The following is a 13,449-nucleotide window of genomic DNA, read 5'->3' on the forward strand; positions in this document are numbered from 1 at the left end:
GTGCGAATGCTCAGCCGTCTGGGCTGCCAGCACGGTCATTCACACGTACCATCGCCGATCGTGACGTCGACGGTTCCTGACTCAACACACCTGGTCAGTGAGGGTGCGGCAGCCGATGCTGCCGCCGACGCGTCGGCGACCGTCCCCATCCCCCTGCTGGAACCGGCTGACGGCGTGCCGCCCGTACTCGAGGACCCGCAGGACCTCGTGGCTGCCACCGAGCGCCTGGCCGCAGGCAACGGCCCGGTCGCCTTCGATGCCGAGCGGGCGTCCGGCTACCGGTACAGCCAGCGGGCCTACCTCGTGCAGATCCGCCGCCGCGGCTCCGGAACGCTGCTCATCGACCCGGTGGCGCTGCCCGACCTGAGCGGAGTGCAGGCCGCGGTGGGCGAGGCCGAATGGGTCCTGCACGCAGCCAGCCAGGACCTGCCGTGCCTCGCCGAACTCGGGCTGCACCCGTCCACCCTGTTCGACACGGAGCTCGCCGGGCGGCTGCTGGGCTACGAGCGGGTCGGTCTCGGCGCGATGGTCGAGCGGGTCCTCGGCTACGGGCTGGAGAAGGGGCACTCCGCCGCCGACTGGTCGACCCGGCCGCTGCCCGAGCCATGGCTGCGCTACGCCGCGCTCGATGTGGAGCTGCTCGTGGAGCTGCGCGACCATCTGGAGGCGGAGCTGACCGATCAGAACAAGATCGATTTTGCCCGCCAGGAGTTCGCCGCGATCGCCGCCGCCCCCCCGCGCGAGCCACGGGCCGAACCGTGGCGCCGCACCAGTGGCATCCACCGGGCGCGCAACCGGCGCCAGCTCGCCGCGGTACGCGCCATGTGGCTGGCCCGCGACAGGGTCGCCCGCGCCCGCGACATCGCGCCCGGGCGGGTGCTCCCCGACAGCRCGATCATGGACGCCGTCCTCAAGGCCCCCGAGGACGCCGCGGCCCTGACCCGGCTGCCGGTCTTCTCCGGCCACCGGCTGCGACGGTCGGCCACGACGTGGATGGACGCCCTCCGCGCGGCGGCCGAGCTGCCCGACAGCCAGCTCCCGAGCAGCGCCGGGCCGGGTGGGGACGGGCTGCCGCCCCAGAACCGCTGGGCCGAGCGCGACCCGGTGGCGGCCGCCCGGCTGGCCCGGGTGCGGGCCACGCTGAGCGCCATCGCCGACGACCAGGGCATGCCGGTCGAGAACCTGCTGGAGCCCGCGCTGGCGCGCCGTGTCACCTGGAGCCCGCCGCCGGGCAGGGACGCGGCGGCCGTCACGGCGGCACTCACGACCGGTGGGGCCCGGCCGTGGCAGGTGGCCCTGACCGCCACCGCGGTGGCGGCCGCGCTGGCGGACCCGCCCCCCGCGCCGCCAGGCCGCACAGCGCCAGCCGCCTCGACCTCCGCCGCCACCGCGACCGGGGCGGCGGCCAGGACCCGGCGTTCGGCGCCGCGCGTGCAGGCCGCCGGTGACGCCGGTGACGCCGGTGACGCCGGCGGGGAGCCGTCCGCGACCTGATCGGCCCGTCACCTGCGCCACCCCGCCACACGGAAGACGGGCGCGGATTATAGGCCGCCGATCCAGAGCAATGATCCACCACTGGAGTGACGCCCATTACCTACCCACCGGTAACTCCTGCCGTAGGCTGGTGGCCGTCACGGTCGGCACCACCTTCGGGGCGCCCGGCCGGGCACCGGTGGCGGCGGGCCGGATACGCGCCGTCGACGGACAAGTGCGTCGAGGAGGCCGGTGGTGTTCGTGAACGCGCGGGGTTCGATCCGCGATGTGGTGTTCGTCGACGGGGTGCGTACGCCGTTCGGCAAGGCCAAGGGTGTCTACACCGAGACCCGGGCGGACGACCTGGTCGTCCGGGTCATCCGTGAGCTGCTGCGGCGCAATCCGTCCCTGCCGCCGGAGCGGATCGACGAGGTTGCGATCGCGGCGACGACCCAGATCGGCGACCAGGGCCTGACTCTCGGCCGGACGGCCGGCATCCTCGCCGGGCTGCCGAGGTCGGTGCCGGGCTACTCCATCGACCGGATGTGCGCCGGCGCCGTCACCGCGGTGACCACGGCCGCGTCCGCCATCGGTATCGGTGCCTACGATCTGGCGATCGCAGGCGGTGTCGAGCACATGGGGCGGCACCCGATGGGCGAGGGGGTCGACCCCAACCCCCGGTTCGTCTCCGAGAAGCTCGTCGACCCGTCGGCGCTTGTGATGGGCCTGACCGCGGAGAACGTCCACGACCGCTACCCGGCCATCACCCGGGCGCGCGCCGACGCCTACGCGGTCGCCTCGCAGACGAAGGCGGCGAAGGCCTACGCGGACGGCCGGATCCAGCCCGATCTCGTCCCGGTCGCGGCCCGGCACGCCGAGAGCGGATGGGAGCTGGTCACCGCGGACGAGCCGCCCCGCCCCGGCACCACGCTGGAGGGGCTCTCCGGCCTGCGGACGCCGTTCCGGCCGCATGGACGGGTCACCGCGGGCAACGCCGCGGGCATCAACGACGGCGCCACCGGGTGCGTCCTGGCTGCCGCCGACGTCGCCGCGGAGCTGGGCCTGAGCCGGAAGATGACGCTGGTCGGCTTCGGGTTCGCCGGCGTGGAACCGGAGGTCATGGGAGTCGGCCCGATCCCGTCCACGGAGAAGGCGCTGGCCCGCACCGGCCTGACCATCGACGACATCGGGCTGTTCGAGCTCAACGAGGCGTTCGCCGTGCAGGTCCTCGCCTTCCTCGACCACTTCGGCCTCGACGACGACGACCCGCGGGTCAACCCGTACGGCGGCGCGATCGCGTACGGCCACCCGCTCGCCTCGAGCGGCGTGCGGCTGATGACCCAGCTCGCCCGGGAGTTCGAGGAGCACCCCGAGGTGCGTTACGGCCTCACCGCGATGTGTGTGGGCATCGGCATGGGCGCCACCACGATCTGGGAGAACCCCCACCACCAGGCCGCCTGACCGGCCCGCCGGCACCCGGTCGCCGGCGCACAGACCCGCCAGCACCCTCGACCTCGAACCTTCGCATCGTCACATCTTCGGCCGAATGGGAGACGGAGCATGAGCAGCGCCGCGGTGACTCTTGATCATCCGGACGAGGTGGTCACACATGCCCATGTCCGGTACGCGCAGCTGCCCGGGGTGGCCGGCCCGGTTGCCCTCATCACCCTCGACAACGGGCACGACCACACCCGCCCGAACACCTTCGGCCCGGCGGGGCTGCGGTCCCTGATCGCCGCGGTCGAGGAGATCGAGGCGCACGACCCGCCGGTGGCGGCGGTCGCGGTGACGGGCAAGCCGTTCATCTTCTGCGTCGGCGCGGACCTGTCCTACCGGTCGTCGCTGACCGATCCGGAGGAGGTCCGACCGAAGCTCGCCGCGCTCGGCGAACTCGGGCACACGGCGCTGCGCCGGGTCGGCGAGGGGCGGCTCGGCGACCGGAAGGTCCCGACCTTCGCCCTGGTCAACGGGGCGGCGCTGGGCGGCGGCCTGGAGCTGGCACTGCACTGCGACTACCGGGCCCTGTCGACGGACATCGCCGCGCTCGCGCTGCCCGAGGTGTTCCTCGGGCTCGTCCCGGCCTGGGGTGGCACCCAGCTGCTGCCGAACCTGGTGGGCCCCGAGAACGCGGTCACGATCATGATCGAGAACGCGCTCAGCCAGAACCGGACCCTGCGCGGCCCGCAGGCCTTCGCCCTCGGACTGGGGGACGTCCTCCTGGAGCCGGCGGACTTCCTTGAGGAGGCGCTGCGCTGGGTCGGCCGGGTCCTGCGTGGTGAGGAGGACCCGGCCGCCGCCCGGCGGCCGGTCGAGCGGGGCGCGGCGTGGGCGGCGGCGCTGGAGCGCGGGCGTGCCCTCGCCGATGCCCGCCTGCACGGCGCCGCTCCGGCGGCCTACCGCGCGCTCGAACTGATGGCCCTGGCCGAGACAGCGAACGTCGACACGGGTTACGCGGCCGAGTCCGCGGCACTGGCCGACCTCGGTGCCGGCGAGGAGCTTGTCGCCGGCCTCTACGCGTTCGATCTGGTCAACAAGCGGGCGAAGCGGCCGGCCGGCGGCCCGGACCGCTCGCTGGCCCGGCCGGTGACGAAGGTCGGGGTCGTCGGCGCCGGCCTGATGGCCAGCCAGCTCGCCGCCCTGTTCGCGCAGCGGCTGGAGGTCCCGGTGGTCATCACCGACCTCGACCAGGAACGCCTGGACGCCGGAGTCGCCCGCGTCCACCAGGAGTTCGACAACCTGCTCCAGCGCAGGCGGATCTCGCCCGACCGGGCCAACCGGTTGAAGGCCGGCGTCACCGGCTCGCTGACCAAGGACGCGTTCGCGGACGCCGACCTGATCATCGAGGCTGTCTTCGAGGACATGGCGATCAAGAAGACGGTGCTCGCCGAGCTGGAGACGTACGTCAAGCCCGAGACCGTGCTGCTCACGAACACCTCGGCGCTGTCCGTGGCCGAGATGGCCGCCGATCTGACCCATCCCGAGCGTGTGGCAGGCCTGCACTTCTTCAACCCGGTGGCCGTCCTGCCCCTCGTCGAGGTGGTCCGCGGCCCGCGCAGCGACGACGYCACGGTCGCGACCACGCTCGCGGTGGCCCGGAAGCTGAAGAAGAACGCCGTGCTGGTCGCGGACGCCCCCGCGTTCGTGGTGAACCGCCTGCTCACCCGGTTCCTGGGCGAGGTGCTCGCCGCCACCGAGTCCGGCACCTCCATCGAGCAGGCCGACACCGCTCTGGACCCGCTCGGCCTGCCGATGTCGCCGCTCGTCCTGCTGTCGCTGGTCGGGCCGCCGGTGGCGCTGCACGTGGCGCAGACCCTGCACGGCACGGCGCCGGACCGGTTCCGCGATCCGGCCGGCCTGGCCCGGCTGGTCGCCGCTGGGAAGACCGGTTTCTACACGACCGACGCGCAGGGCCGGCAGATCGTCGACCTGCAGGCCGCGGAGCTCGTCCGCGGGCCCGCCGACGGGCCGGCGGCGGGGGGCTCAGGGAGCGCGGATGCCGGCACGACCGCGGCCCTGACGCAGGAGCAGGTCCGCGAGGCCGCGCTGACGGCGCTCGCCCAGGAGATCCGGCTGCTGCTCGACGAGAAGATCGTCGCCGAGCCGGCGGATGTCGACCTGTGCATGATCCTCGGCGCGGGCTGGCCGTTCCACCTCGGCGGCATCACGCCCTATCTGGACCGCACCGGGATCAGCGAGAAGGCAACCGGGCAGCGTTTCAACCCGTCCGGCGTGGCGACGATCGCCTGAGCCGGCTCCGGCTGCCACCGCCGCCCAGCCCGGTCCCACCGACCGGGCTGGGCGGCGGCCGTCCACGCACAGCTGGGCTGCCCGCACACAGCTGGGCTGCCGGGGTGGGGCTCAGCGGACGCGAGGCGCGCCCGGAACCACGGTCGCAGCTCCTGGGCCTCCCGATGCGGTTCCGCGCGTCTCCCTCACGCTGAGGCCGTCCTCGACACGCCCCTGGGGCGACGCGGCCGGCTTCTCGGACGAGCCGGGTGGGCCGGGCGAGGTGAACACGACGGGTGAGGCGGGCGAGGCAGGCGGGCCACCCGCAGTGGCCGGTTCGCCCCGCGGCCGCAGCGCGACCCCGATCAGGGCCCAGAAGATGTCCGCGATGGTGGCGAGCAGCCGGGCGACGACGGCGATCAGCGTCGACGGGCCACTCGACAGCGCGGGGGCGAGGGCGAGCACCAGCACGGCCTCGCGCACCCCCGCCCCTGCCGGCAGCACCAGGACCAGGAAGCCCGCGGTCCAGGCCAGTGCGTAGGCACCGACGCACAGCGCGACCAGCCGGGCGCCACCGACCTGTGGGCTGAGGTCGCGCACGAGAAGCCAGGTCCCGATGCCGTAGCAGACGAAACCGGCGATCAGCCAGCCGGCGCCGGCGAGGATGGGGCCGGCGGTGAGCGGCTCGCCCAGCGGGGGGCGCCGCAGCAGGCGGAAGGCCAGGGCGAGCAGCCGGGAGAGCACCGGCGGGAACAGCACGACCGCGAACAGCGGCACCACCGCCAGCGCCCACCAGTAGTCGGTGAGGGCGTCCCGGGAGACAAAGGGCAGGGTGGCTGCCGCGGTGACGCCGCCACACGGCACCGCCAGCGCGAGCACCACCAGGCTCGCCGAGGCCGACGTCGGCCGGGAGACGCCGTAGTCGCGGGACAGTTCCATCTGCGCGAGGACGGGCCACACGCTGCCCGGGATGTACTTGCCGATCTGGCCGACGCAGAAGATCCGCACGGTGGCCCGCAGCGGCAGCCGCGCGCCGAGCCCGCCGATCACCGCCCGCCAGGACAGGACGGTGGCGCCGACCGCCAGCACCGTGGCCACGGCGGAACCGCCGAGGCCGAGGGCCGTCAGGTCACCGATCGAGTCGCGGACGTCGTTCCACTGCCGCACCAGTGCGACGGCCAGCAGTGCCGCGGCAACCACCAGCGCACCGCGCACAGCCCACCAGCGGGCACCCCGGTGGCGTGGCGGGGTCCCGTCGATCCGGGCGTCCCCGTCTGGATCCGCCCCGCTGACGCCTGTCACCAGGTCAGCGTAGGACGTCCTCGCACGACCACCAGCGCCGGGCCGCGCGGAAGGCGCGACCCGGCAGCTCCGGCCCGGAACCGGCAGTTCCGGCCCGGGGCGTCGGCCCCGCGGCGCGCGCCGGGCAGCGGGCGCCGCGGAGCGACTCAGACCTGGCCGGTCGCGGAGGCCTGGCTGGACTTGTTCGTGCCGGCCGACTCGACCTCTTCCGCCAGCGCGTTCTGGCGGCGAGCAACCGCCTCGATCACCTTGCGGGCGAGGTCCTGCGGGGCAAGACCGACCTCGGCGAGGACCTCGTCACGCTTGCCGTGGTCGAGGAACCGCTGGGCGACCCCGAACTCACGGAGCGGGACGTCCACGTCGGCGTCGCGCAGCAGCTGCGCGACGGACGCGCCGACACCGCCGACCCGGCCGTTGTCCTCGACCGTGACGACCAGGTCGTGCTCACGGGCCAGCTCGACCAGCGCCGGGTCCAGCGGCTTGACCCACCGCGGGTCGACGACGGTGACACCGATGCCCTGGCTGGCGACGCGCGCGGCGACGTCCAGACAGGTCGGGGCCATCGCGCCGACAGAGACCAGCAGCACCTCGCGGTGACGTGCCACCGCCGGCGCCCGGTACAGGATGTCGACCCCGCCGACCTTGTCGATCGCCGGCGTCTCCGGGGCGATCTTGCCCTTCGGGTAGCGGACGACCGTCGGGCCGTCGGTGGTCGAGATCGCCTCGTCGAGCTCGGCCCGCAGGGTGGCCTCGTCCCGCGGTGCGGCGATCGCCAGACCGGGCACGACCTGCAGGAACGACATGTCCCACATGCCGTTGTGCGACGCGCCGTCCTCGCCGGTGATCCCGGCGCGGTCGAGCACGAAGGTCACCGGCTGGCGGTGCATCGCCACGTCCATCAGGACCTGGTCGAACGCCCGGTTCAGGAACGTCGCGTAGATGCACACGACCGGCTTGAGGCCGCCCATCGCCAGGCCCGCCGCGGAGGTGACCGCGTGCTGCTCGGCGATGCCGACGTCGAACACCCGGTCGGGGAACGCCTTCGCGAACGCCTTCAGGCCCACCGGCTGCAGCATGGCCGCGGTCATGGTGACCACGTCCGGCCGCTCGGCGCCGATCCGGACGATCTCCTCGGAGAACACCGACGTCCAGGTCGTGCCCTTGGACGCCGACACCGGCTTGCCGGTGGCCGGGTTGATGACGCCGACGGCGTGGAAGTTGTCGGCCTCGTCCTGCTCGGCCGCCGGGTAGCCGAAGCCCTTCCGGGTGATCGCGTGCACGATCACCGGGCCGCCGAAGTCCTTGGCCCGACGCAGCGCCGACTCCATCGCGGCCACGTCGTGGCCGTCGATCGGGCCGACGTACTTCAGCCCCAGGTCCTCGAACATGCCCTGCGGGGTCACGACGTCCTTGATGCCCCGCTTGATGCCGTGCAGGGCGTCGAACAGCGGCGCGCCGACCAGCGGCGTGCGACCCAGCACCTGCTTGACGACGTCGAGGACCTGCTCGTACTCGGGCGCCAGCCGCAGCGAGGCGAGGTGATCGGCCAGCCCGCCGATGGTCGGCGAGTAGGAGCGGCCGTTGTCGTTGACAACGATCACGACCTGCCGGTCGGAGGCGGCGATGTTGTTCAGCGCCTCCCAGCACATGCCACCGGTCAGGGCGCCGTCACCGACGACCGCCACGACCGCACGGCTCTCCCCACGCAGCGCGTAGGCCCGCGACAGGCCGTCGGCGTAGGACAGTGCCGTCGAGGCGTGCGAGTTCTCGATGATGTCGTGCTCGGACTCCGCCTGGCATGGGTAGCCGGAGAGCCCGCCGCGCTGACGGAGTCGGTCAAATGCCTCCCGCCGACCCGTCAGAATCTTGTGAACATAGGACTGATGCCCGGTGTCCCACAGGACCCGGTCGAAAGGCGAATCAAATACCCTGTGAATAGCGAGAGTGAGTTCGACAGCCCCCAGATTCGGCCCGAGGTGGCCGCCTGTACGGGCCACCGCGTTGATGAGGAAATCACGGATCTCGGCCGCGAGCGCCACCAGTTCCTCGTGGTCGAGGCGCTTGACGTCCTGCGGGCTGTCGATCGTCGACAGAAGCGACACGGCGTGCTCTCCCTCCCCCGAAAGGGGATCGGTCCGGGTCCGGCAAAGTCTACGCAGCACGCCCCGGGGTCCGCAGACAGGCTCCCGACATGTGAGCTGCCCGGAGAGCGTCAGGTATTCCACCAGGTCGCGGTAGAATCCCCCTCCCGCTGCCGGGAATGTGCGTCGGGTAACTGCGGAAGAGAGCCCGCGAACCAGGCGTGACACGTTGGCCGCCGCCCCGTCCGGGACGGTGTGGTCCCGCGAGGGACGAGCTGGGGACCGCCCGGCAGGCTTTCCTCCCCCGCCCCTTGGGACTTTCGGACGACCGTGCATACRCATGTCATCTACCCGTGACATTTTCGTGACATCACACTGGCCCGTGCCGGTACCCCCGATTGTCACCGGCAACCTTACCCAGAGTCAGCAGGTGCCTGGCGGGGCGGCCGCGGGGCGGACCGACCGCGGGACCCGGCGCGGCCTCCCATGGTCATCAGCCATGCCATCCCGGGTCCCATCGCGAACCCGCAATCCTTCCGGACAGGGCCGATGCCGCCGCGCACGGTCTGATGACCTGCGATCACGCCCACCAACCGGTGGTACATACAGCCCATACCGTCTGATACCAGGTATCCAGGGTAGATGCCTGGTGCCTCCGACCCGGACCAACGACCTGGATGGGGCGACCAGCGTCCCGGGACCAAGGGACGGGTCCGCCAGGACCGGGGCCCGCCACCCCGCCGTCGCGCCYGTCATCGCGCGGGCTGTCCCGGCACGGTCGCCCAGAAGCCCGACCTCCGCCGCCGACTCCGGCAGCGGGCGAGCGAGCCGCATCAGCGGTTCCGCGGAAAGGAGCACGGTCGAATCGGGCATATACGACCCGATACCCGGGCAACGGCGGAATGCGATCCGGATCCGCGCGGAACCCCGGTCAATACTCGGGCCGGCGCTGGATACGGACAACCCGCAGACAATGCGGCGGCTTCTCCCGCGCGCCGTTCACCAGGCCGCCGATCCACCCGACACACCGGCCAGGCGACGAGGCGAGACGGGCCCGCTCGGCGGTCGCGCGCCCGTCAGCGGTCAACCGGGTGCTCCCCCGGTCACCGCCCCGCGGCCTGCGTCTGGTCGTGGGCGGACGTCGGCTCCAGGATCGCGACGCACTCGACGTGCGAGGTCATCGGGAAGATGTCGAACGCGCGCAGCCCGGTGAGCCGGTACCCCTCGCCCGCGGCCACCGCGACGTCCCGGCCGAGTGCCGCAGGGTCGCAGGCCACGTAGACGACCCGGCGCGGCCGGTGCGCGAGCAGCGCGGTCATGACCTCCCGGCCGGCCCCGGTGCGCGGCGGGTCGAGAACCGCCACATCGACCCCGGGGCGGGCGGAGCCGCCGGTCAGGCGGCTGACGGTCGCCGGGGTGACGCGCAGCGCCCGCAACGAGACCCACGGCAGGTCCGCCAGGCTGCGGGCGGCGGAACGGACCGCGGCCTCGTCCGACTCCACGGCGATGACCTGGCCGGTCGGGCCGACCGCTGCCGCGAGGAACGCGGCGAACAGCCCGGCGCCGCTGTACAGGTCGAGCGCCGTGTCGCCGGGCGCTGCGCCGGCCGCGTCCCGCACCGCGGCGACCAGCGTCGCCGCGGCCGCCGGATGGACCTGCCAGAAGACCCCGGGCTCCAGATGGAAGCGGCGGCCCTCGACCGTCTCGACAACCTGGACCTCGGCCTCGGGTGGCGGCGGGCCGTCCGAACGCGGGCCGTCCGGATGCCGGCTGTCCGGATGCCGGCTGTCCGGCTCCGCCCCGCCTTCGCCGGACGGCACCTGGACGACCTGCCATCTGCCGGACCTGGTCGAGTACGCGACCGCGCCGGACTCGCGGTCCGGCGGGGAAGCCGGCATCGCGACGAGTTCCACCGCCTGGCCGGTGCGGTCCGGACTGGCCGGGCCCTGGAGGAAGGACGGATCGGCGATCACGCTGGCGAGCAGCGGGTCGGCGATACGGCAGTCCGGGGTGGCGACAACCCCGTGGGAGCGGTGCGCGCGCAGCCCGACTCCGCCGTCGGGGGTTCGGGAGAAGCGCATCCTGGTCCGCCAGCCCAGCCCGTCCGGCGCGGCGGAGGTCAGCGCCTCGACCAGCACGGTGAGGTCCAGGCCCGCGATCCGGCGCAGTGACTCCTCCACCACCCGCGCCTTGAGGCGCCGCTGCGCGTCCAGCGAGGCGTGCTGCCAGTCACAACCCCCGCACAGGCCTGGCCGGGCATGTGGGCACGGTGGCTCGACGCGGTCCGGGGACGCGACGAGGACCTCGACCGCGTCGGCGCGCCAGTAGCGGTCGTGCGAGACGTCGGTGATCCTCGCCCTGACCCGCTCCCCCGGCAGCGCGTGCCGGACGAACACCACCCGGCCGTCCGCCCGCGCGACGCACAGGCCGTGGTGCGCGACCGCCCCGACCTCCAGCTCCACCAGCTCGCTCGGCGGCACCGGGGTCCGCGCGACCCGCTCGGCGCGGGCCGGCTGGGCCGCCCGGCCCGGCTGGGTTCCTCGGCCCGCCCGCCCCGGCTGGGCCGGACCGCCGCGCAGCGTCGGTCGCCCGCTCACGTCCCGCTCCTGCTCTGCTCGGACCCACCTGGCTGCTCCGACTTACCCGGCTTACCCGGCTTACCCGGCTGCTCCGACCCCGGCGGCTGCCGGGACGACCGGGACTGACCGGTCGGCACGGCAGCCCGGCCGCGCCGGACGGCGCCGGCTCCCGCGTGCTCGGGCCGCACCCTGGCGTGCGAGCTGGACTCGAGCTGCCAGGGCACGCTGGTCATCATCACTCCGGGCTGGAACAGCAGCCGGGCCTTGAGCCGCAGCGCGCTCTGGTTGTGCAGAAGATGCTCCCACCAGCGCCCGACGACGTACTCGGGGACGAACACCGCGACCACGTCCCGCGGGCTCTCGCGCCGGATGCGGGCGACATACTCGAGCACCGGCCGGGTGACCTCCCGGTACGGCGAGGCGAGTACAACCAGATCGATCTTGATGTCGCGCTCCTCCCAGGCCTGCCGGAGGCGTTCGCTCTCCGCCGRGTCCACGGCGACGGTCAACGCGACCAGCGTGTGTGGCCGGGTGGCCTTCGCGTAGGCCAGCGCCCGCAGGGTCGGGGCGTGCATCTTGCTCACGAGCACCACGGCATGCACGCGGGACGGCAGCGTCGGCGGGCCGGGCTCCGGTGTCAGCTCGGTGGCGACCCGGTCGTAGTGGCGCCGGATGGCCTGCATGACCAGATAGATCACCGGGATGGCGATGCAGACGATCCACGCCCCGCGGGTGAACTTCGTGAGCAGCACCAGGATAAGCACCGCACCGGTGAGGCAGGCGCCGAGGAAGCTGACCGCCTGGTACCGCCGGACCCGGCGCCGCATGGCAGGCTCCAGCGGCACCCGTCCGGTCAGCTGGTCGTCGACGCTGCCGGCGACGGTGCCCGACGCGCCTGCGTCGGCCTCCTCCGGCGGGGTGGCCGAACCGCGCAGCAGGCGCGCCCAGTGCCGGACCATCCCGGTCTGGCTGAGGGTGAAGGAGATGAACACACCCAGGATGTAGAGCTGGATCAGCGCCGTCACCTGGGCGTCGAACACGACGATGAGCAGGATCGCGAACCCGGCCAGCACGATGATCCCGTTGGAGTAGGCGAGCCGGTCGCCGCGGGTGTGGAGCTGGCGCGGCAGGTAGCCGTCCCGCGCGAGGATCGAGCCGAGCACCGGGAAGCCGTTGAACGCCGTGTTCGCGGCGAGGATGAGGATCAGGGTGGTGACGGCCGCCACGTACACGAAGCCCGGGGAGCCGTCGCCGAACACCGCCGCGGCGATCTGGGCGATGACCGTCCGCTGGTCGCTGCCGTCGCCGCCGACGAGATCGGCCGGGTTCTCGGTGATGTGGACGTCCGAGATGAGTGCGAGGGCCGTGACGCCGACGAACATCGTGACGGCGATGGTTCCCATCAGCAGCAGTGTGGTGGCTGCGTTGCGGCTCTTGGGCCGGCGGAAGGCCGGCACGCCGTTGCTGATCGCCTCGACGCCGGTCAGCGCCGTGCAGCCGGACGCGAACGCGCGCAGGATCAGGAACACGAGCAGCAGCCCGGTGTAGTCGTGCTCGGCGTGGATCTCGTAGCCGGCGCTCTCGGCCCGGGGGGCATCCCCGAGGGCGGTCTGCACCAGGCCGGTGACGATCATGACCAGCACGCCGACGATGAAGGCGTAGGACGGGACGGCGAACGCCGAGCCGGACTCCCGCACCCCGCGCAGGTTGACCAGGGTGAGCAGGACGACCAGCACAGAGGCCAGCAGCACCTTGTGCTCGGCCAGGCCGGTGGCCGCGGATGTCAGATTGGCGACACCCGCCGAGACCGACACGGCGACGGTCAGCACGTAGTCGACGAGCAGCGCGCTGCCGACCATCAGGCCGGCCCGGGGGCCCAGGTTGACCGAGGCCACCTCGTAGTCCCCACCGCCGCTGGGGTAGGCGTGCACGTTCTGCCGGTAGGAGGCGACCACGGTCAGCATGAGGATGACCACCGCCGCGGCGATCCACGGCGTGTAGTGCAGCAACGTCAGCCCGCCGAGGGCCAGAACGAGAAGGATTTCCTCGGACGCGTAGGAGACGGACGAGAGCGCGTCGCTGGCGAAGACGGGCAACGCGACCCGCTTCGGCAGGAGGGTCTCCCCAAGCCGATCGCTCCCGATGGGACGACCGACGAATCCGCGCTTCAGTCGGTCTGTGAGCGCCACGCGGCGATGCTACCGAGCGCGGTCACACCTCCCCACACTGTGTGACGTGGCGCACTCCGGCGCCCATGCGGCGGTGGAGAGCCCCGCGAGCTGGACGAA

8 protein-coding genes are annotated in these 13,449 nt (G+C 73.1%); 3 read left to right on the plus strand and 5 right to left on the minus strand.

The genetic code is table 11. The features are described 5' to 3' along the window. Window positions 1-6 precede the first annotated feature (6 nt). From CC117_RS06520 to CC117_RS06530, 3 genes are all read left to right on the plus strand, one after another. A complete protein-coding gene (locus CC117_RS06520; RefSeq protein ID WP_071082831.1) occupies window positions 7-1,494 on the plus strand; it encodes a ribonuclease D in 1,488 nt (495 codons plus the stop codon). A 234-nt stretch (window positions 1,495-1,728) separates the two neighbouring features. After that, entirely contained in the window at window positions 1,729-2,934 is a 1,206-nt protein-coding gene (locus CC117_RS06525; RefSeq protein ID WP_071082874.1) for a thiolase family protein, read from the plus strand. Between the two features lie 99 nt (window positions 2,935-3,033). After that, window positions 3,034-5,220 carry a 3-hydroxyacyl-CoA dehydrogenase NAD-binding domain-containing protein gene (locus CC117_RS06530; protein ID WP_071082832.1) on the plus strand — a complete coding sequence of 729 codons (2,187 nt, stop codon included), beginning with the start codon at window positions 3,034-3,036 and terminating at the stop codon, window positions 5,218-5,220. Between the two features lie 111 nt (window positions 5,221-5,331). Here CC117_RS06530 and CC117_RS06535 read toward each other — a convergent pair whose 3' ends face one another. The 5 genes from CC117_RS06535 to CC117_RS06550 form a co-directional block, all read right to left on the minus strand. Then, window positions 5,332-6,501: a lysylphosphatidylglycerol synthase transmembrane domain-containing protein gene (locus CC117_RS06535; RefSeq protein WP_116287713.1), complete on the minus strand. Its 1,170-nt coding sequence runs from the start codon at window positions 6,499-6,501 to the stop codon at window positions 5,332-5,334. Window positions 6,502-6,647: 146 nt separating this feature from the next. After that, on the minus strand, window positions 6,648-8,603 hold the full coding sequence (gene dxs, locus CC117_RS06540; protein ID WP_071082833.1) for a 1-deoxy-D-xylulose-5-phosphate synthase: 1,956 nt from the start codon (window positions 8,601-8,603) through the stop codon (window positions 6,648-6,650). Window positions 8,604-9,513: 910 nt separating this feature from the next. Then, window positions 9,514-9,669, minus strand: coding sequence for a hypothetical protein (locus tag CC117_RS37285; protein WP_157905360.1), 156 nt, complete (start codon window positions 9,667-9,669; stop codon window positions 9,514-9,516). Between the two features lie 16 nt (window positions 9,670-9,685). Continuing rightward, window positions 9,686-11,179 (minus strand): class I SAM-dependent RNA methyltransferase, encoded by a 1,494-nt coding sequence (locus CC117_RS06545; RefSeq protein WP_198541753.1) that lies wholly within the window; start codon window positions 11,177-11,179, stop codon window positions 9,686-9,688. Further along, on the minus strand, window positions 11,176-13,350 hold the full coding sequence (locus tag CC117_RS06550) for an APC family permease (protein ID WP_071082834.1): 2,175 nt from the start codon (window positions 13,348-13,350) through the stop codon (window positions 11,176-11,178). Before CC117_RS06550 ends, CC117_RS06545 begins: the two co-directional genes overlap by 4 nt. Window positions 13,351-13,449 lie beyond the last annotated feature (99 nt).

The sequence above is a fragment of the Parafrankia colletiae genome, from assembly GCF_001854655.1.
GTDB lineage: Bacteria > Actinomycetota > Actinomycetes > Frankiales > Frankiaceae > Parafrankia > Parafrankia colletiae.